The sequence below is a fragment of the Alicycliphilus denitrificans K601 genome, from assembly GCF_000204645.1.
GTDB classification, from domain to species: domain Bacteria; phylum Pseudomonadota; class Gammaproteobacteria; order Burkholderiales; family Burkholderiaceae_C; genus Alicycliphilus; species Alicycliphilus denitrificans.
Window position 1 is genome coordinate 2,716,526 of the sequence record NC_015422.1, and the last position, 19,155, is coordinate 2,735,680.

General features: G+C 68.6%; 20 protein-coding genes. 11 read left to right on the plus strand and 9 right to left on the minus strand.

Annotation, left to right across the window (positions count from 1 at the left end; genetic code table 11):
• Window positions 1-92 precede the first annotated feature (92 nt).
• Window positions 93-1,304, plus strand: coding sequence for an NnrS family protein (locus tag ALIDE2_RS12930; protein ID WP_013722240.1), 1,212 nt, complete (start codon window positions 93-95; stop codon window positions 1,302-1,304).
• A 52-nt stretch (window positions 1,305-1,356) separates the two neighbouring features.
• On the plus strand, window positions 1,357-1,641 hold the full coding sequence (locus tag ALIDE2_RS12935; RefSeq protein WP_013722241.1) for a DUF2249 domain-containing protein: 285 nt from the start codon (window positions 1,357-1,359) through the stop codon (window positions 1,639-1,641).
• Between the two features lie 69 nt (window positions 1,642-1,710).
• Here the strand turns inward: ALIDE2_RS12935 and sufT are convergent, their stop codons facing one another.
• From sufT to sufB, 6 genes are all read right to left on the minus strand, one after another.
• Complete coding sequence (sufT, locus tag ALIDE2_RS12940) at window positions 1,711-2,265, minus strand: putative Fe-S cluster assembly protein SufT (RefSeq protein ID WP_013722242.1); 555 nt, start codon at window positions 2,263-2,265, stop codon at window positions 1,711-1,713.
• The gene (sufU, locus tag ALIDE2_RS12945) at window positions 2,262-2,726 is read right to left on the minus strand and encodes a Fe-S cluster assembly sulfur transfer protein SufU (protein ID WP_013519246.1); all 465 of its coding nucleotides are present in this window, start codon (window positions 2,724-2,726) and stop codon (window positions 2,262-2,264) included. The genes sufT and sufU overlap by 4 nt, the downstream gene beginning before the upstream one ends.
• Window positions 2,723-4,003 (minus strand): aminotransferase class V-fold PLP-dependent enzyme, encoded by a 1,281-nt coding sequence (locus tag ALIDE2_RS12950; protein ID WP_013722243.1) that lies wholly within the window; start codon window positions 4,001-4,003, stop codon window positions 2,723-2,725. Before ALIDE2_RS12950 ends, sufU begins: the two co-directional genes overlap by 4 nt.
• Window positions 3,996-5,231 carry a SufD family Fe-S cluster assembly protein gene (locus ALIDE2_RS12955; protein WP_013722244.1) on the minus strand — a complete coding sequence of 412 codons (1,236 nt, stop codon included), beginning with the start codon at window positions 5,229-5,231 and terminating at the stop codon, window positions 3,996-3,998. Before ALIDE2_RS12955 ends, ALIDE2_RS12950 begins: the two co-directional genes overlap by 8 nt.
• A 4-nt stretch (window positions 5,232-5,235) precedes the next feature.
• Window positions 5,236-6,009, minus strand: a complete 774-nt coding sequence (gene sufC, locus ALIDE2_RS12960; protein WP_013722245.1) for a Fe-S cluster assembly ATPase SufC — start codon at window positions 6,007-6,009, stop codon at window positions 5,236-5,238.
• A gap of 70 nt (window positions 6,010-6,079) precedes the next feature.
• Window positions 6,080-7,582 carry a Fe-S cluster assembly protein SufB gene (gene sufB, locus ALIDE2_RS12965; RefSeq protein ID WP_013519250.1) on the minus strand — a complete coding sequence of 501 codons (1,503 nt, stop codon included), beginning with the start codon at window positions 7,580-7,582 and terminating at the stop codon, window positions 6,080-6,082.
• Window positions 7,583-7,860: 278 nt separating this feature from the next.
• Here sufB and rpsU point away from each other — a divergent pair, with 278 nt between their 5' ends.
• Window positions 7,861-8,073, plus strand: a complete 213-nt coding sequence (gene rpsU, locus ALIDE2_RS12970; protein WP_007833691.1) for a 30S ribosomal protein S21 — start codon at window positions 7,861-7,863, stop codon at window positions 8,071-8,073.
• Window positions 8,074-8,158: 85 nt separating this feature from the next.
• Window positions 8,159-8,605: a GatB/YqeY domain-containing protein gene (locus tag ALIDE2_RS12975; protein WP_013519251.1), complete on the plus strand. Its 447-nt coding sequence runs from the start codon at window positions 8,159-8,161 to the stop codon at window positions 8,603-8,605.
• Window positions 8,606-8,618: 13 nt separating this feature from the next.
• On the opposite strand, the gene ALIDE2_RS12980 is transcribed toward ALIDE2_RS12975, so the two are convergent.
• From ALIDE2_RS12980 to ALIDE2_RS12990, 3 genes are all read right to left on the minus strand, one after another.
• Entirely contained in the window at window positions 8,619-10,010 is a 1,392-nt protein-coding gene (locus tag ALIDE2_RS12980) for an HD-GYP domain-containing protein (RefSeq protein ID WP_013519252.1), read from the minus strand.
• 150 nt (window positions 10,011-10,160) lie between these two features.
• A complete protein-coding gene (locus tag ALIDE2_RS12985) occupies window positions 10,161-10,799 on the minus strand; it encodes a CoA transferase subunit B (RefSeq protein ID WP_013519253.1) in 639 nt (212 codons plus the stop codon).
• Window positions 10,800-10,802: 3 nt separating this feature from the next.
• Complete coding sequence (locus ALIDE2_RS12990) at window positions 10,803-11,510, minus strand: CoA transferase subunit A (protein ID WP_013519254.1); 708 nt, start codon at window positions 11,508-11,510, stop codon at window positions 10,803-10,805.
• 83 nt (window positions 11,511-11,593) lie between these two features.
• Here ALIDE2_RS12990 and ALIDE2_RS12995 point away from each other — a divergent pair, with 83 nt between their 5' ends.
• The 7 genes from ALIDE2_RS12995 (at window position 11,594) to ALIDE2_RS13025 (ending at window position 19,155) form a co-directional block, all read left to right on the plus strand.
• Window positions 11,594-12,139 (plus strand): PAS and helix-turn-helix domain-containing protein, encoded by a 546-nt coding sequence (locus tag ALIDE2_RS12995; protein WP_013519255.1) that lies wholly within the window; start codon window positions 11,594-11,596, stop codon window positions 12,137-12,139.
• Between the two features lie 137 nt (window positions 12,140-12,276).
• A complete protein-coding gene (locus ALIDE2_RS13000; protein ID WP_013519256.1) occupies window positions 12,277-13,518 on the plus strand; it encodes an acyltransferase family protein in 1,242 nt (413 codons plus the stop codon).
• A gap of 226 nt (window positions 13,519-13,744) precedes the next feature.
• A complete protein-coding gene (gene argA / locus ALIDE2_RS13005; RefSeq protein ID WP_013519257.1) occupies window positions 13,745-15,091 on the plus strand; it encodes an amino-acid N-acetyltransferase in 1,347 nt (448 codons plus the stop codon).
• Between the two features lie 477 nt (window positions 15,092-15,568).
• On the plus strand, window positions 15,569-15,916 hold the full coding sequence (locus ALIDE2_RS13010; RefSeq protein ID WP_013519258.1) for a RidA family protein: 348 nt from the start codon (window positions 15,569-15,571) through the stop codon (window positions 15,914-15,916).
• 26 nt (window positions 15,917-15,942) lie between these two features.
• On the plus strand, window positions 15,943-17,187 hold the full coding sequence (locus tag ALIDE2_RS13015; protein ID WP_013519259.1) for a D-amino acid dehydrogenase: 1,245 nt from the start codon (window positions 15,943-15,945) through the stop codon (window positions 17,185-17,187).
• A complete protein-coding gene (locus ALIDE2_RS13020) occupies window positions 17,184-17,960 on the plus strand; it encodes a maleate cis-trans isomerase family protein (protein WP_013722246.1) in 777 nt (258 codons plus the stop codon). Before ALIDE2_RS13015 ends, ALIDE2_RS13020 begins: the two co-directional genes overlap by 4 nt.
• A gap of 61 nt (window positions 17,961-18,021) precedes the next feature.
• Complete coding sequence (locus tag ALIDE2_RS13025; protein WP_013519261.1) at window positions 18,022-19,155, plus strand: ABC transporter substrate-binding protein; 1,134 nt, start codon at window positions 18,022-18,024, stop codon at window positions 19,153-19,155.

A 19,155-nucleotide genomic window follows, 5' to 3' on the forward strand; every position in this document is an offset into this window, starting at 1 on the left:
CTGCCTTTCGGCCGGAGTGCTGCTGCCTTCGCAATAATGTTCATATAAAATGAATCTTATCGGGCGATGCGCCCCACTCGAATCCAAAGGCCATGCCCCAGCCACTGCCCCCGCTCATGTCCATCTCCGACAAGGCCCAGCCCGCTGCCCCGCTCAAGGGCTGGCCGCTATTGCGCCTGGGCTTCCGGCCCTTCTACCTGGGCACGGCCCTGCTGGCCTGCCTGTCGGTGCCGCTGTGGATCGCCATCTTCCTGGGCCGCATCCAGATGCAGCTGGAAATGCCGCCGCTGCTGTGGCACGGCCATGAGATGCTGTTCGGCTTCGCCGCGGGCGTGGTGGTGGGCTTCCTGCTCACGGCCGTCAAGGCCTGGACGGGGTTGGAGACCGCGCGCGGCCCGCTGCTGGGCTCTCTGATCCTGCTCTGGCTGGCGGCGCGCGTGGCGGCGCTCGTGGCGCCCTACCCCGTCTTCGCGGCGCTGGACATGGCCTTGCTGCCGGCGGCGGCGGCCATCCTGCTGCGCGTGCTGCTCAAGGCCGGCAACAAGCGCAACATCCCGCTGATCTCGCTGCTGGTGCTCATGGCGGCCGCCAACCTGGTGTTCCACCTGTCGGTGCTGGGCGCCATCGCCGTGCCCGCCGTCGCGGCCCTGCATGCCGAGCTGGCGCTCATCATCATGGTGGTGTGCGTGATGACCGGCCGCGTCGTGCCCATGTTCACCAAGAACGTGACGCCCGGCCTGGTGATCAACGTGCCGCGCAAGTTCGAGCTCACGCTGCTGGCCGTCACGGCCATCGCCCTGGCGCTGTGGGTGCTGCCCACGCCCGCGCCCCTGGTGCTGGTGGCCAGCCTGGCCGCCGCCGTGCTGCACGCCGCGCGGCTGTGGATGTGGCACCCGCGGGTCACGCTCAAGCGGCCCATCCTGTGGATCCTGCATGCCTCCTACGCCTGGCTGCCGGTCGGCTTCGCCCTGCTGGCGCTCGCGCAGCTGGGCTGGGCCAACCCGTCGCTGGCGGTGCATGCCCTCGCCGTGGGCGTGATCGGCGGCCTGATCATCGGCATGGTCACGCGCACGGCGCGCGGCCACACCGGCCGGCCGCTGCAGGCCTCGCGCGGCGAGGTCGCGGCCTACGCCCTGGTGATGCTGGCCGCCGTGCTGCGCGTGCTGGTGCCTGCCGTGCAGCCGGGCTGGTACGCCTACGCCCTGGAGGGCGCGGCCTGTCTGTGGGCCGTCGCCTTCGCCATCTACCTGTTCATTTACACCCCCTGGCTCACGCGCACGCGCCTGGACGGCAAGGACGGCTGAACACCCCCTGCTCCCCCCGTTTTTCCCCTACCCCCTTGAAAGGTTGAACCCCATGAGTAACGCAGCTTCCGTGATCGACGTGCGCACCATCGCCCCCTTCGAGCGCCACGCACGCATCTTCGGCCAACTGGACGCGCTCGCCGCCGGCCAGTCCCTGCAGATCGTCAACGACCACGACCCCGTGCCGCTGCACATGCAGCTCGAGGGCCGCGCGCCCGGCCAGTTCCAATGGACCTACCTGCGGTCGGGCCCCGACCTGTGGCAGATCGAGATCACCAAGAAGGCCACCGCGCAGGCGGAAGACTCCTGCTGCTCCGGCGGCGCCTGCTGCGGCTGACCCCGGACGCCAGGCCAAACGGCAAGGGGCAGGTTTTCACCTGCCCCTTTTGCTTTGGGTCCGCCCAGGCTACAGGCCCAGCGCCAGCTGCGCCTCCTCGCTCATCATGGACCGGTCCCATTGCGGGTCGAACACCAGGTTCACCGTGATGTCGCCCACGCGCGGCAGGGCCAGTACCTTGTCGCAGACCTCGTTGGCGATCGCCTCGCCCATGCCGCAACCGGGGGCGGTGAGGGTCATGTCGATGACCACGCGCACCTTGTCGGGCTCGTCGTGCGGCTCGAAGTCCAGGCGGTAGACCAGGCCCAGGTCGACGATGTTGACCGGGATCTCGGGGTCGTAGCAGGTGCGAAGGGTCTCCCAGATCAGGGGTTCCAGGTCGTCGATGTGCAGGTCCTCGGGCACGGCGATGGCCTCGGGCGGCTGCTTGCCGATGGCATCGGCGTCCGCGCCCTTCAGGCGCATGAGCTGGCCTTCGACCAGGAGCGTGAAGGACGAGCCCAGCGCCTGGGTGATCTGCGCGAGCATCCCGGCCTCCAGTTCCACGGGGTGGCCGCTGGGGATGGTCTCCACCATCACGTTGCGGCGCACCAGCACGTCTTCGCGGTGGCGGCGGTGCATCATGGCCGGCCCTCCTCGGTCGATACCGGGTCGCTGCCGCTGCCCGCGATCGCGTGCATGAGGGCATGCCAGCCCAGCAGCGCGCACTTGATGCGGCTCGGGTACTGGCGCACGCCCGCCAGGCTCACGAGCTTGCCCAGGGGGGCTTCCTCCGGGTCTTCCTCGCCCGTGAGCACGGCGCGGAAATGCTGCTGCAGCGCCTGGGCATGGGCCAGGTCGCGGCCCTTGACGGCCTCGGTCATCATGGACGTGGAGGCCATGCAGATGGCGCAGCCCTGGCCCGTGAAGCGTATGTCCTGCACCTTGTCGCCCGCCAGCTGCAGCTCGACGGCAATGCGGTCGCCGCACGACGGGTTGGTGCCCTGCGCCTGGTGCGTGGGCTGCTGCAGGTGGCCGAAGTTGCGCGGCGCGCGCTTGTGCTCCAGCACCACTTCCTGGTAGAGGTCGTTTTCCGCGTTGCTCATTGGAAGACCTCGATGGCGCGGGCCACTGCGGCGACGAGACGGTCCACCTCCTCGCTGGTGTTGTACAAGGCGAACGAGGCGCGCGTGGTCGGCCCCAGGCCCAGGTGGTCGAGCAGCGGCTGGGCGCAGTGGTGGCCGGTGCGCACGGCAATGCCGCGCTCGTCGAGCAGGGTGCCGATGTCGTGCGGATGCACGTCCCTGGCCACGAAGGACACCAGCGATGCCTGCGTGGCATGCGGCGCGAGCACGGTCACGCCCGGGATGGCCGAGAGCCCCGCCACCGCCTGCGCGCGCAGGGCGTGCAGGTGCCGGTCGATGGCGCCGCGCCCAACGCCGTCGATGAACCGCGCCGCCGCCGCCAGGCCCACGGCCCCGGCCACGTTGGGCGTGCCGCCCTCCAGGCGCGCGGGCAGAGCGGCCCAGCCGGCCGATTCGTAGCTGACCCATTCCACCATGTCGCCGCCCAGGCGCAGGGGATGGAGCAACTCCAGCGCCGCGCGCCGGCCCGCCAGCGCGCCCGTGCCCATGGGGCCGTACATCTTGTGGCCCGAGAAGGCCATGAAGTCGCATTCGAGCTGCGCCAGGCCGGGCATGGCATGGCCCACGGCCTGGGCGGCATCGAGCACCGTGAGCGCCCCGGCCGCGCGCGCCATGGCCAGCATCTCCTCGTAGGGCGGGCGCTCGCCCGTGGCGTTGGCCCCGGCGGTGAGCGCCAGGACGCGGGTGCGCGGCGTGAGCAGTGCGCGCAGGTCGTCCACGTGCACGCGGCCCTGCGCATCGGGCCGCAGGATGGCGAGCTCCGCCCCGCTCATGCGCGCGGCGTGCTGCCAGGGCACGAGGTTGGCGTGGTGCTCCAGGCCGCTCACGACGATGCGGTCGCCCGCGCGCAGCCAGGCCTTGGCCGGACCGGCGGCCCACAGGCCCTGGGCGACGAGGTTGAGCGCCTCGGTGGTGCCGCTGGTGAACACCAGTTCATGCTCCGCGCCCGCGCCGATGAAGCGCTTGAGCGTGGCGCGCGCCGCCTCGAAGGCGTCGGTGGCGCGCTGGCTCAGGCTGTGCACGCCGCGGTGGATGTTGGCGCGGTCGTGCTGCTCGAAGCGCTGCACGGCCTGCTGCACGGCCAGCGGCGTCTGCGTGGTCGCGGCGTTGTCCAGGTAGGCCAGCGGATGGCCGTGGACCTTCTGGTGCAGCACGGGGAACTGCGCGCGCAGCTCCTGCACGGGCAGGCCGCTGCCGGCGGCGCCCGCCAGCACATGTTCAGGCAATTTGTCACCCATGCTGCACCTCCGCGCTTGCTTGCAGTTGCGTGCCGATGGTGCGCGAAAGCCAGCCGCCCTGCAGCCATTGCGCAAGAAGGCCCTCCTCCTCGCTGCCCAGGCAGCGTTCGAGCAGCGCGCGCGCCATGCCCTCGATGATGAGGGCGCGGGCGCTGGCCTCGTCGAGCCCGCGCTGGCGCGCGTAGAACAGCGCGTCCTCGGGCAGCGCGCCCCAGGTGGCGCCGTGCGCCGCCTGCACGTTGTCGTGCAGGATCTCCAGGTGCGGGCGCAGGATCAGGCGAGGGCTGCCCGCCAGCGGCACGCCCATGAGACGCTGGCGCACGCCGGCCTCGTCGCAGCCGGGCGCGATGCGCGTGTGCGCGTTGGCCACGGCGTGCGCCCTGCCCTGAGCCAGCACCAGGGCCTCGGCCTGGCTGACGGTGTGCGCGGCCTGCACCTGGGTGTAGGTCTGCAGGTCGATCTGCTGCGAGCCCGCCAGGGCCAGGGCGGCGCTGTGCGCCTGCGCGCCCTGGCCCTGCAGCGCGATGCTGTTGCGCTGCAGGTGGTAGCTGCCGCAGGTAGCCACCAGGGCCTGCGCGTACTGCGCGCCCGCGGCCAGGCTGGCGTGGATATGGTGCGCCACGCTGTCGGCGGCGCCGGGGCTGACGATGCGCAGGTGCTGCAACTGCGCACCCGCGCCCAGGAGCACGTGGGCCTGCAGGTTCTGCGCCACGGGGTGCAGGCAGTCGCCCTCGGCGCGCTCGTGGGTCTCGATGAGCACGCAGCGCACGCCGGGGTCCACGTCCAGCACCAGCAGGGGCGCCTCGGCCTGCGCGCGCGGCTGGTGGCGCAGCTCCAGCCAGACGGGTTCGCGCTCCTTGCCGGGCGTGGCGCCTATGCGCAGGCGCAGCCCCAGGCGGCACAGCGCGCGGTGCGCCCAGGCAAAGGGCGCGGCCTCCCCGTCGCCGGGCTGGGGCAGGCCCGCGAAGAGCTCCGCGCGCTCGGCGGCGTCCTGGGCGTCGAGCCAGCGCGCCTGGATGCCGCTGGCCGCGTGGCTTCCGAGCGGGTGCAGCGTCCAGCCCGACCCGCCCAGGACGGGCGCCGCGCAGGCGTCCTCCTGGGCGCTGCCCAGCCAGTGCGCCAGTTGCGGCGGCGGCAGGTGGTGGAAGGCTTCGCTGTGCCGCGCGACCCAGCCCTGCTGCTGCAAGTGGGCGCGCGCGGCGAGGATGTCGGCTCTTGCGCTGTCCATGGCCTCAGGCCTCCACCGCTTGGGCACGAGTGCGCGCGAATCCGGTGCGGGCGATGCCGCGCGCCAGCTCCAGGTCGCCCGTCTCGGCGATGCAGCCCTGGTCCAGGCGCAGCACGGCGTCGGGTTCGAGCTGCTCGATCATTTGCAGGTAGTGCGATACGACGATGAAGGCCGTGCCCTCTCGCCGCAGCTTCTGCACCAGGGCCACGACGGCGCGCACGCCGTCCACGTCCATGCCGGAGTCGATCTCGTCGAGCAGCGCCAGGCGCGGCCTGAGCAGCGACAGCTGCAAAAGCTCATTGCGCTTGCGCTCGCCGCCGGAAAAGCCCTCGTTCACCGGGCGGCCCAGCATGGCCTCGGGCAGGCCCAGCTCCTTGGCGGCCTTCTTGGCGCTCGCGAGAAAGTCGAACGCATCCAGCGGCTCCTGGCCGCGCGCCTCGTGCATGGCGTTCAGGGCCGTGCGGATGAAGAGATTGTTCTTCACCCCCGGTACGTCGGGCGGCGACTGGAAGGAGACGAAGAGCCCTGCGCGGGCGCGCTCGTGCGCGGGCATCTGCAGCAGGTCCTGCCCGTCCAGCAGCGCCTGCCCACCCTGCACGGCATAGCTGGGATGCCCGGCCAGCGCCATGCCCAGCGTGCTCTTGCCGCTGCCGTTGGCGCCCATCAGCACCACGAGGTGGCCGGCGGGCACGTCCAGCGAGACGGAGCGCAGGACGGTGCGCTCGCCAACTTGAACGCGCAGGTCGCGCACTTGCAGCAGGGGTGGGGTGTGGTTCATGTGGGTTCCTATTGTTTTGATAGCTATAAGCGCTTTACAGATAAGCGTTAGAGCGTGTTTTCTATGAATATCAGCCTACGGCGCCTTCGAGCGACACGGCCAGCAGCGCCTTGGCCTCCAGGGCGAACTCCATGGGCAGCTCCTCCAGCACGGCCTGGCAGAAGCCGCCGACGATGAGGGCCGTGGCCTCCTGCGGGTCGATACCGCGCTGCTGGCAGTAAAACAGCCGCTCCTCGGAGATGCGCGTGGTCGTCGCCTCGTGCTCCACCACGGCGTCGCCGCGCGCGGTGTCTACGTAGGGGAAGGTGTGGGCGCCGCAATCGGAGCCTATGAGCAGCGAGTCGCACTGCGTATGGTTGCGCGCGCCTGCCGCTCCGGCATTGACCCGCACCAGCCCGCGGTAGCTGTTCTGCGCATGGCCCGCGCTGATGCCCTTGGAGACGATGCGGCTGGTGGTGTTCTTGCCCAGGTGGATCATCTTGGTGCCGGTGTCCGCCTGCTGGAAGTGGTTGGACACGGCGATCGAGTGGAACTCGCCGTTCGATTCCTCGCCGCGCAGCACCACGCTCGGGTACTTCCAGGTGATGGCCGAGCCGGTCTCGATCTGCGTCCAGGCGATGCGCGAGCGCCTGCCCGCCGCCAGGCCCCGCTTGGTGACGAAGTTGTAGATGCCGCCCACGCCGTTCTCGTCGCCCGGGTACCAGTTCTGCACCGTCGAATACTTGATGAAGGCGTCGTCGTGGGCGATGAGCTCGACCACGGCGGCGTGCAGCTGGTTCTCGTCGCGCTGCGGCGCGGTGCAGCCCTCCAGGTAGCTCACCGAGCTGCCCTCCTCGGCGATGATGAGCGTGCGCTCGAACTGGCCGGTGTTCTGCGCGTTGATGCGGAAGTAGGACGACAACTCCATCGGGCACTTGACGCCCTTGGGGATGTAGACGAACGAACCGTCGGAGAACACCGCTGAATTGAGCGCCGCGTAGAAGTTGTCGCCCTGGGGCACGACGCTGCCCAGGTAGCGCTCGACCAGCTCCGGGTGGTTCTGCACCGCGTGCGAGAAGGAGCAGAAGATCACGCCCACGTCGGCGAGCTGCTTGCGGAACGTCGTGCCCACCGAGACCGAGTCGAACACCGCGTCCACCGCCACCCCCGCCAGGCGCGCACGCTCGTGCAGCGGCACGCCGAGCTTTTCGTAGGTCTCCAGCAGCTTGGGATCGACCTCGTCCAGGCTCTTGGGCGCGTTCTTCAGCGACTTCGGCGCCGAGTAGTACGACAGGGCCTGGAAGTCGATGGGCTCGATCCTCAGGTGCGCCCAGTCGGGCAGTTCCATCGCGCGCCAGCGCTCGAAGGCCGCCAGGCGCCAGTTCAGCAGGAACTCAGGCTCTTTTTTCTTGCGCGAGATCGCGCGTATGACGTCCTCGTCCAGCCCCGGCGGCAGGCTGTCGGACTCGATATCGGTGACGAAGCCATGCTGGTAGGGACGCGCGAGCGCCTGCTCCAGGGCGGGCGCCTGCTGGACGGGCGGCGCATCCTGGCTGGCCACTGGTGCGCCGAAGTTGACGGGTTGTGAGGACATGGCTGAAGCACCGGTTTAAATATTCATATGGTATGAATCTTTTGTGTTTTCAGCAAACGCGCCCTCTGTCCCTGCATTCGTGCCAGGGGTATCCCCGCGCCTTCCGCGAACGCCGGGATCCTTGCCACGGCTATCCGCATGGCTATAATACTTGGCTTTGCTGGCAATGCCCCGTCGGCCGGATACTAGTTACAGACGGGCGAACCCGCCACGCACGGCTTGCCGGGCCCGATCTTCCTGGCAAACCCTCTGCGGGCACATTTGGAACACATTAGCTAATGACGACCATCCGTGTAAAAGAGAACGAACCCTTCGACGTGGCCCTGCGCCGCTTCAAGCGCACCATCGAGAAGCTGGGCCTGCTGACCGACCTGCGCGCCCGCGAGTTCTACGAGAAGCCCACCGCTGAGCGCAAGCGCAAGAAGGCCGCCGCCGTCAAGCGCCACTACAAGCGCGTGCGCAGCATGCAACTGCCCAAGAAGCTGTACTGAGCACGGCCAGCGTAGCCTGACGCCTGCCCAACCCGCGCTAGGGACGCCAAGCGCGGGTTTTTGTTTTTTGCCGGGGAAGCACACCATGAGCCTGAAGGAACAGATCACCGAAGACATGAAGAACGCCATGCGCGCCAAAGATGCCGGGCGCCTGGGCACGATCCGCCTGCTGCAGGCCGCCATGAAGCAGAAGGAGGTGGACGAGCGCGTCACGCTGGACGACGCGGCCGTCATCGCCATCGTGGACAAGCTCATCAAGCAGCGCAAGGACAGCATCGCCGCGTTCGAGGGCGCCGGCCGCCAGGACCTGGCCGACAAGGAAAAGGCCGAGATGGCGGTGCTGCAGGCCTACCTGCCCGCGCGCATGTCCGAGGCCGAGATCACCCAGGCCGTGCAGGCCATCGTGGCCGAGGTGGGCGCCAAGGGGCCCGGCGACATGGGCAAGGTGATGGGCGTGGTCAAGACCCGCCTGGCCGGCAAGGCCGACATGGGCCAGGTGTCGGCGGCGGTCAAGTCCGCGCTCGCGGGCTGAGCGCCCCCGCGCATCACTCCAGGACGGCTGCGTCCTCCAGGCCCGGCCCCGCGACGATGTGGCCGCAGGACGAGGAAATGGCCTCGAGCCGCGCCGCGCAGGCATCGCGCCACTGCGCGACGGCGACGTCGCCGGCGTCCGTGCCGTCCTGCAGCTGCGGCCAGCGCCCATGGATGAAGTCCACGATGCTCTGCAGCTGCCACAGCGCCTCGCGCCCCAGCAGGGCCACTTCCACCATGCCTTCCTCGTCGCCCTGCAGATGCTGCAGCACCTCGGCCAGCTGCAGGGGGTGCGAACCGGCCTCGAACAGCGTTTTCTGCAATGCCGCCAGCCGCTGCGCCACGAGGGCAGAGGCTTGCTCGGACGGATGCTGCAGCGCCTGCGGCGGCAGGTCGGCGCAATGCCTCTCCCAATCGCCGAACGCACTGGACAACAGCTCGACGGTGCGCTCCACATCCTCCTGCGTGACCGGCACGTCGGACTGCAAGGTCCGGATCTGCAGTACCGGCAGGATGTGGGCCACCAGTTCCGCGGGGAACTTGCGGTGGTTCAGCTTCAGCATCAATGTCAGGCGCTGGGCGGCCGCTTCCTTGGCGTATTTCTCGAAGAACGCGGCCACCACCTCGGAGAGCAGCAGCACCTGGCCCATGGGCGAAATCTCCTCGCCCCGCAGGCCCCGCGGGTAGCCGCTGCCGTCCATGCATTCATGGTGTTCAAGCACCGCCTGCTCCACCGAGCGGGGGTAGATGCTCTGCTCCCGAGTGATCAGCATGGCCATGACCGGGTGCACCAGGAGCTGCTTGCGCCCCGCCCCGGTCACCCTGTTGGCCGGATCGTGCCAGACGGGGTCCATATGCATGACGCCCACGTCGTGCAGCAGTGCCGCCGTGGCCAGGGGCACGCATTCGCGCTCGGTCCACCCGCTCTTGGTGGCCAGGTACACGGCCACCAGCATCATGCGCACGCTGTGCGCGAACAGTGCCGGATGCTGCTCGCGCATCACCGTGAGCTTGAAGGCGACCGCGGACGGCAGCAGCACGGAGCGCAGGGGCGCGAGCAGCCTGTCGGCGGTCATGCCCTCCAGCGTATGGACCAGCAGGTAGGCCAGGGTGTCGCTTTCGCATTGCGCGCTGGCCACCTGCACCAGGGAATGCACGCTGACCATGTCCTCCATGGCCAGGTGCTCCTCGATCTTGCCGCGCAGCTTGTGCATGACGAGCCGGTCGTAGAGCCGGCTGTCCACGCGCACGCCCTTGTCCAGCAGCTTCATGCCCCGCTCGGTGTAGAGGGCCTCCTGCGTGACCACGTTGCGGCGGTCGGCCATGTCGGTGAGGGCGCGCAGGTAGTGGCGGTTGTCGCCCGCTGCATCGGCAGCCGCTACCGGGCTTGTGTCGGGTGCATTCATGCGGTGGAGCTGGAAATGTTCACAAAATGTCAACGGCGACTATACGGCGCTTTGCTCCCGTGCACATGAACAAAAGAAAAGCCGGGAATGCATCCCGGCCTGGCGTATGGGCGGGCTCCGCTGCGCATGGCGGAGCCGGCCTTCGGCGGATCAGCGCAACAGCGTCACGCCCGTCTTGGACTGGATGTCCTCGAAGCTCACGCCCGGGGCCAGTTCCACCAGCTTCAGCCCCTCGGGCGTGACGTCCATCACGCCCAGGTCGGTGATGATGCGGTTGACCACGCCCACGCCGGTCAGCGGCAGCGTGCACTGGGGCAGAATCTTCAGGTCGGTCGTACCGTCCTTCTTCCTGGCCACGTGCTCCATGAGCACGATCACGCGCTTGACGCCAGCCACCAGGTCCATGGCGCCGCCCATGCCCTTGACCATCTTGCCGGGGATCATCCAGTTGGCCAGGTCGCCCTTTTCGGACACCTGCATGGCCCCCAGGATGGACAGGTTGATCTTGCCGCCGCGGATCATGGCGAAGCTCTCGTGGCTGCCGAAGATGGACGAGCCGGGGATGGTCGTCACCGTCTGCTTGCCCGCGTTGATCAGGTCGGCATCGACCTTATCCTCGGTCGGGAACGGGCCGATGCCCAGCATGCCGTTCTCGGACTGCAGCCACACTTCCTTGTCACCGGTGTAGTTGGCCACCAGCGTGGGGATGCCGATGCCGAGGTTCACGTAGAAGCCGTCCTCGAGTTCCTGCGCCGCTCGGGCGGCCATCTGGTCTTGGGTCCACGGCATGGCTCAATCTCCTGTTTTCTCTGTGATGGTGCGCTTCTCGATGCGCTTTTCGGGATGGGGGTTGTGCACGATGCGGTGCACGTAGATGCCCGGCAGGTGAATCTGGTCGGGGTCCATGGCGCCCGTCTCCACGATTTCCTCCACCTCCACGATGCAGATCTTGCCGGCCATGGCCGCTGCCGGGTTGAAGTTGCGCGCCGTCAGGCGGAACTGCAGGTTGCCGCTCTTGTCGGCGCGGTGCGCCTTGACCAGCGACACGTCGGGCACCAGCGAGCGCTCCATCACGTAGGTCTCGCCATCGAACTCGCGCAGCTCCTTGCCCTCGGCCACCATGGTGCCCACACCGGTCTTGGTGAAGAAGGCGGGGATGCCTGCGCCGCCGGCGCGCAGCTTCTCGGCCAGCGTGCCCTGGGGCGTGAACTCGAGCTCCAGCTCGCCCGCGAGGTACTGGCGCTCGAACTCCTTGTTCTCGCCCACGTAGGAGCTGATCATCTTCTTGATCTGGCGCGTCTCCAGCAGCTTGCCCAGGCCGAAGCCGTCCACGCCCGCGTTGTTGGAAATCGCCGTCAGGTTCTTCACGCCCGAATCGCGCAGCGCGTCGATCAGCGCCTCGGGGATGCCGCACAGGCCAAAACCGCCGACGGCCAGCAACTGGCCGTCCGCCACGACGCCCTTGAGCGCCTCGGCCGCAGAGGGGTAAAGCTTTTTCACTATTGGTCTCCTGATGTGCTGGGTCGATGCGCTACGATACTACGTATCTAATTAAGTAGTATTCCCTAAAGACTTGCACCACCATGGACGTCGCCGACTACCGCCTGGCATTCGAGATGGCGCCCGTGGGCCTGGTGATCTCGCGCAACCGCACCATGGTGGACTGCAACCGCCACGTGTGCGAGATGTTCGGCGCCTCGCGCGAGCTGCTCATCGGCCAGTCCTTCCGGGTGCTCTACCCCAGCGCCGACGAGTATGAGCGCCTGGGCAGGCGCATGGAGCCCATCCTCAACGCCCGGGGCTACTACGCAGACAACCGCATCATGAAGCGCGCCTGCGGCGAGACGTTCTGGTGCCATGTGTCGGGCCGCGCCCTGAACCGCGAAGACCCGCACGCCTCGGGCATCTGGAGCTTCGAGGACCTGTCCGCCCAGCGGCCCGTGCGGGCCGAGCTCACGGCGCGCGAGCGCGAGGTGGCGGCGCGCGTGCTCGACGGCATGACCTCCAAGGAGATCGGCCGCGCGCTCGACATCAGCCACCGCACGGTGGAGATCTACCGCGCGCGGCTGATGCGCAAGTACGGCGCGTCCACGGCGGCCGACCTGGTGCAAAAGCTCCTGGCCGCTTGAGAAAAGTGAGCAGCCGGCGCTTGGCGCGCAATGGCCGCGGCCCCGAAATGTAACAGTGCGACACCTAGCCGCCCGGGCCGGCCCCCGAGTGGCCCCCTGGAACCAAACGGCCGCATGAAAGTCATCATTCCTGATGAATGCTGACATTTGACTACGTCTTGCACCACCCCCGCTTCCTAGAATTTTCCGCACCGGACACTGATTCTGCGGTGGCACGCGCCACCCGCTCTCCCGTTTTGCCCCACAAGATCCACGACACCCGGCGCAACGGCGCCACCACCCAAAGCAGCCACCCCTTCGCCCTGGCCTACAACCCCGCCCTGGACGGATTGCGCGGCGTGGCCATCCTCCTCGTCATCCTCTCGCACGCGCATGCGCCGCTGTTCGACGGGGCGTTCTACGGGGTGGACCTGTTCTTCGTGCTCAGCGGCTTCCTGATCACCACGCTCTTGCTGCAGGAGCTGCAGCGCAACGGGCGCCTGGACTACTGGCGCTTCTACCGCCGGCGCCTCTGGCGGCTGATGCCGGCGCTGGCGTTGCTGCTGCTGGCCTACTGCGTGTTCGCGCCCATGCTGTGGCCCGATCTCACGGACGTGTATTCCGACGCCCTGGTGTCGCTGCTGTACCTGGCGGACTACGGCATCGCCTTCTTCGACAGCCCGGGCACGCTGCTGCACATGTGGTCGCTGTCGGTGGAGGAGCATTTCTACCTCGTCTGGCCGCCGCTGCTCGCGGTGCTGGCGCGCACCGCGCCGCGCGGCGGGCTGTGGCGCCGGATAGCGGGCCTGCTGCTGCTGGCCTGGGCCTGGCGCGTGGCGTGGGTGGCGCAGGGCCAGCAGTTCTACGAAATCTTCTTCCGCTTCGACACCCGCGCCACGGGCCTGCTGGCCGGCAGCCTGCTGGCGGCGCTGGTGCTGGAGCAGCCGGCCTGGTTCGAGGCGCTGCGCCAGCGGCTGACCCACTTCATGTGGGTGGTGCTGGCCGTGCCGCTGCTCATGGCCCAGGCCTGGGACGACATGAACGCCATGGTCTGGGGCATGACGGTGGTCGAATGCGCGGCCGTGGTCGTGCTGCTGGCCATACTGCAGCGCCGCGGCGCGGTCTACGAGATGCTGAGCGCCCCGGTGCTGACCATGACGGGCAGGCTGTCCTACGGCATCTACCTGTGGCACTACCCGGTCGTGCGCTACCTGCGCGCCGACCTGCCCTGGCCCGCCGTGGTGCTGCTGGGGCTGGCCATCTCGGCGGCGCTGGCTGCCCTGTCGTACTACACCATCGAGCGCTGGGCGCTGCGCAGGCGCGACGCGCGGCCCGCGCCCAGGGCAGCGAGGCCGCGCCCCGCGGGCGCCGAGGGCATGCAACGGCCGCTATCGCAGTGATAGCTGCCAGCGCTTGACTCAAGGTACTTTCAGATGGAAATCCATTGATTCTCCGCGACTGGCAAGCGCTGGCAGCTATCGGATTGAAAGCAAGGCCCCTCGCCAGCACGCACGGGCCTGCAGCCGCTACACTGCGCTCTGCGCTTGCAGGCGCCGCTGCCACCGCCGCCGGTGGCATGGGGCCGCAGGCGTTTTTTCTTCGCCCGCCCTCCGTCCATAACCGCCCATGTCCACGGTCTTCAACTTCACCTTCGTCCCCTGGTTCCGCTCCGTGGCGCCGTACATCCACAAGTTCCGGCACCAGACCTTCGTGGTGGGGCTGACGGGCGAGGCCATCGCCGCGGGCAAGCTGCAGAGCATCGTGCAGGACCTGGCCATGATCCAGGCCATGGGCGTGAAGATCGTGCTGGTGCACGGCTTTCGCCCGCAGGTGAACGAGCAGCTCGCGGCCAAGGGGCATGCCGCCAGGTACTCGCACGGCATGCGCATCACCGACCCGGTGGCGCTGGACTGCGCGCAGGAGGCCGCCGGCCAGCTGCGCTACGAGATCGAGGCCGCCTTCAGCCAGGGCCTGCCCAACACGCCCATGGCCGGCGCGCGCGTGCGCGTGATCTCGGGCAACTTCCTCACGGCGCGGCCCGTGGGCATCGTCGACGGCGTGGATTTCCAGCACACGGGCCTGGTGCGCAAGGTGGACGTGGCGGGCATACGCCGCTCGCTCGAATCGGAAGCGATGGTGCTCATCTCGCCCTTCGGCTTCTCGCCCACGGGCGAGGCCTTCAACCTGGCCATGGAGGAAGTGGCCACGCGCGTGGCCAGCGAGCTCAAGGCCGACAAGCTGCTGTTCCTGTCGGAAGTGCCCGGCATACGCACGCGCCCCGACGACCCCGCGGGCGAGGACAACCCCATCGACACCGAGCTGCCGCTGGCCCAGGCGCGCCAGCTGCTGTCCAGGCTGCCCGCGGCCCAGCGCCCCACGGACGCGGCCTTCTACCTGCAGCACTGCGTGCGCGCCTGCGAACATGGCGTGGAGCGCAGCCACATCATCCCCTTCGCCGTGGACGGCGCGCTGCTGCTGGAGATCTACGTGCACGACGGCATCGGCACCATGGTGGTCGACGAGAAGCTCGAAGAGCTGCGCGAGGCCACGGCCGACGACGTGGGCGGCATCCTGCAGCTCATCGAGCCCTTCGAGAAGGACGGCACCCTGGTCAAGCGCGACCGCACCGAGATCGAGCGCGACATCGCCGCCTACACCGTGATCGAGCACGACGGCGTGATCTTCGGCTGCGCCGCGCTCTACCCCTACCCCGAGGCCGGCACGGCCGAGATGGCCGCGGTGACCGTCTCGCCCAACAGCCAGGGCACGGGCGACGGCGAGAAGCTGCTCAAGCGCATAGAGCAGCGCGCGCGCATGCTGGGCCTCACGAGCATCTTCGTGCTGACCACGCGCACCATGCACTGGTTCATCAAGCGGGGCTTTTCGCCCGTGGACCCCGACTGGCTGCCCGAGGCGCGCAAGCGCAAGTACAACTGGGACCGCAAGAGCCAGGTGCTGGTCAAGAAGCTCTAGGCCGCGCGCCCCCTCGCCCGGCACGAGGGCCTGCTGCGGCGTGGCAGTGCCGTGCCGGGCGGCACGCCGTGGAGCGCGGGCCCGATGCGGTCCAGGCGCGCCTCGGGACCACCCTGATTCGTTGAACTGCCTTCGGTTCCTCGCCCGTCCTGGCCACGAAGCATGGCGGCGCGACGGACTCTCCCCCATGCATGCCCCCCATCGCAGGGCAGGCCTGCCCCTGCGCGCACCGCGTCCGCACCGTGTCGGTGAAAACCACTAGTCCACTTCATTGACTGCAAAAGTCACAAGTGTCTACACTTGATTAGACACTGATGTTCATCGCCAGTATTTCAGCTTTCCGTACGCAGCTATGGTCCCGGGATTGGAAATTTTCCCTTTTCCGCCAGCCAGTTGCACGGGATGGATACCAGTGACTCCATGCCTGTCTTCCCTCCACCCGGGGAGCAGCCTTTTTTCATCGACCCGGAGATTCGCATGACGATCCAGCGCTTCAAGACCAACAACCGCATGAGCCAGGCCGTGGTGGCCAACGGCTTCGTTTTCCTGGCGGGCCAGGTGGCGGACGACACCTCGGCCAGCGTGGCCGGCCAGACCCGCCAGATCCTGGACAAGATCGACACGCTGCTGGCCGAGACGGGCTGCGACAAGGCCAGGATCGTGCAGGCCACCATCTGGCTCGCGGACCACAAGACCTTCGCCGAGATGAACGAGGTGTGGGACGCCTGGGTGCCCCCGGGCCACGCGCCGGCGCGCGCCTGCGTGGAGTCGGCCCTGGCCTTCCCGCCCTACACGGTGGAAATCGGCGTGGTGGCCGCCCTCTGACACGCGGCCGCAAGGGAGCCCCATCCATGCATACCGTCGTTCTGGGTGCCGGCGTCGCGGGCATCACCTCCGCCTGGTATCTGGCCTCGCAAGGCCGCCAGGTGACGGTGATCGACCGGCAGCCGCTGGCCGCCTCCGAGACCAGCTACGCCAATGCCGGCATGGTCGCGCCGGGCCATTCGTACACCTGGGCGTCGCCGCGCGCGCCCGGCATCCTGTGGCGCTCGCTGCGCGACAGCACCCAGGCGCTGCGCCTGAAGCTCAACGCCGACCCGTACATGTGGGTCTGGCTGTGGAAGTTCCTGCAGAACTGCACGGCCGAGCGCTCGCGCATCAACACCAGCCGCAAGCTGGTGCTGTGCCGCTATTCGCAGGAGCGGCTGCAGGAGCTGACGGCGACCCTGGGCCTGGAATACGAGCGCATCAGCCAGGGTGCGCTGTACATGTACCGCGACGCCGCATCGTTCCAGCGCGGCCAGGCAAACATGCGTATCCTCTCGGACGGCGGCATGCGGCTCGACGTGCTGGACGCCGACGGCGTGATCACCCGCGAACCCGCGCTGGCCTCGGCCCGCGAGCACATCGCCGGCGCGATCTACTGCCCCAGCGACGAGAGCGGCGACGCGCGCATGTTCACCCGCGCGCTGGCCGAGCGCTGCCGTGCGGCGGGCGTGCGCTTCCTGATGGACACGTCCATCGACCGCATCGAGGCCCGGGGCGACCGCATCGCCGCGGTGCACACCAGCGCGGGCCCCGTCACGGCAGACGAATATGTGCTGTCGCTGGGCAGCTACTCGCCCATCCTGGCGCGGCCGCTGGGCTACAGCCTGCCCATCTACCCGGTCAAGGGCTACTCGGTCACCTTCCCCATCGGCGATGGGCACCAGCCGCCCACGCTCGCGGGCGTGGACGAGAACAACCTCGTCGCCTGGGCGCGCTTCGGCGACCGGCTGCGCTTCACGGCCACGGCCGAGTTCAGCGGCTACGACACGCGCCACAGCCCGCGCGACTTCGAGCCCATGCTGCGCGCGGCACGCCAGCTGTTCCCGAACGGCGCGGACTGGAGCCAGCCGGACCACTGGGCCGGGCTGCGGCCGATGACGCCCGAGAACACGCCCATCCTGGGCGCGAGCCGGCACGGCAACCTGTTCCTGAACACGGGCCACGGCCACATGGGCTGGACCATGGCCTGCGGCACGGCGCAGATCCTGGCCGACCTCATGAACGGCCGCAAGCCGGCCATCGACATCACCGGAATGACCCTCGCATGAACGACACCGCAACCCCCGAGGGCGCCTACACGGTGCTGACCTTCACCATGGACGAGGGCGTGATGGCCCGCGCCGCCATAGGCTTGGTGGTGCTGGCCACCGACCAGACGCTGGAGCACGAGTGGCGCCAGATCATCGACCTGCCCGGCGTGGCCTTCTTCGAGGCGCGCCTGTACAACTCACCCGACATCACGCCCGCCAACCTGGCGGAGATGGAGAAGGACATCACGGCCGCAGTGGAGCTGATCGTGCCCGACGTGCCGCTGCAGGTCGTGGCCTTCGGCTGCACCTCGGGCTCCATCGTGATCGGTGAGGAGCAGGTGGCCCGGCGCATCCGCGAGGCACGCCCCGGCGCAGCCGTCACCACGCCCATCACGGGCGCCGTGGCGGGCCTCAAGGCGCTGGGCGCGCAGCGCGTGGCCCTGATCACCCCCTACGTGCAGAGCGTGAACCAGCTCTTCCAGACGCACCTGCAGGCCTGCGGCCTGCAGGTCAGCCGCGTAGGCACTTTCAACCATGCCAACGACAACGAGGTGGCGCGCATCGACGCCGCCTCGCTGCGCGCCGCCATCCTGGCCACGGGCGGCCATGGCGACGTGGATGCCGTCTTCGTCTCGTGCACCAGCCTGCGCATGGCCACGCTGATCCGCGGCGTGGAGCAGGAGCTGGGCAAGCCCGTCATCGCCAGCAATTCCGCCATGGCCTGGCACGCGCTGCGCCTGGCGGGCGTGCACGACGCGCTACCGCAATTCGGCCGCCTGTTCGAGATCTGAAGCCTGCCGCATACGCCCCTGTTTCCGTTCCCTCACCACAACCACTACAGGAGATACCACCATGCGTTCCAACTTTCCCTCGGGCCGCCGCTTGCGCAATGTGGCTGCCGCGTCTCTGCTCGCCCTGGGCGGCGCCACCGCCGCCTGGGCCCAGGACAGCATCAACATCGGCGCCGTGCTGTCGCTCACCGGAGCCAACGCCACCGTAGGCGAAGACGTGCGCCGCGGGATCATGCTGGGCGTGGAGCACGTCAACGCCAAGGGCGGCGTGCTGGGCAAGAAAATCAACGTCATCGTCGAGGACTCGGGCGGCAACCCCACCACGGCGCTCAACGCCGCGCGCAAGCTGGCCACCGTGGACAAGGTGCCCGTGGTGATGGGCGAATATTCTTCCGGCATCACGCTGCCCATGGCGCAATACCTGGTCAAGGAAGGCGTGACGCACCTGAACATCAACAGCAGCAGCACCAAGATCCGCCAATTGGGCGCCACCTCGTTCAGCCTGGTGGGCCTGGAGAACTTCAGCAACAAGTTCGCCGCCGCCGACACCTACGCGCTGGGTTTTCGCCGCGTGGCCATGATCGCGCCCAACAACGCCTACGGCCAGGGCGTGTTCGAAGGGTACAAGGCCGAATTCGAGAAGCTCGGCGGCAAGGTGGTGACCGAGGTGCTCTACACCGCGGGCCAGTCCACCTACCGCCGCGAGCTGCAGCAGATGGCGCGCAGCAATCCCGACGCCTACGTCTACACCGCCTACGGGCAGGAGTCCGCGGTGATCAACCGCGAGGCCGAAGAACTGGGCCTGCGCAAGGTGCCGTGGTACGCCATCCTGATGACCATGAGCCTGTCGGACACGCCGCCCGCCATCGCCAACGGCCAGCTCGGCATGGAACTGGGCTCCGTGCAGGGCGCGGCGGGCAAAGCCTATGCCGATGCGTTCAAGGCCAAGTACAAGGAAGGCTTCAAGACCTCCTACACCGGCTACGGCTACGACGGCGTGCTCATCTCCGCCGCGGCCATCGAGAAGGCCAAGGCCACCACGCCCGCCGCCATCCAGGCCGCGCTCAAGGAACTGGGCAGCGGCGCGGGCTACATCGGCGCGACGGGCACGATCCGCTTCGACCAGGACCGCCAGCGCATCGATCCGCCCTACGACAAGCACAAGTTCGAAGGCGGCCAGCTCGTACCGCGCTGA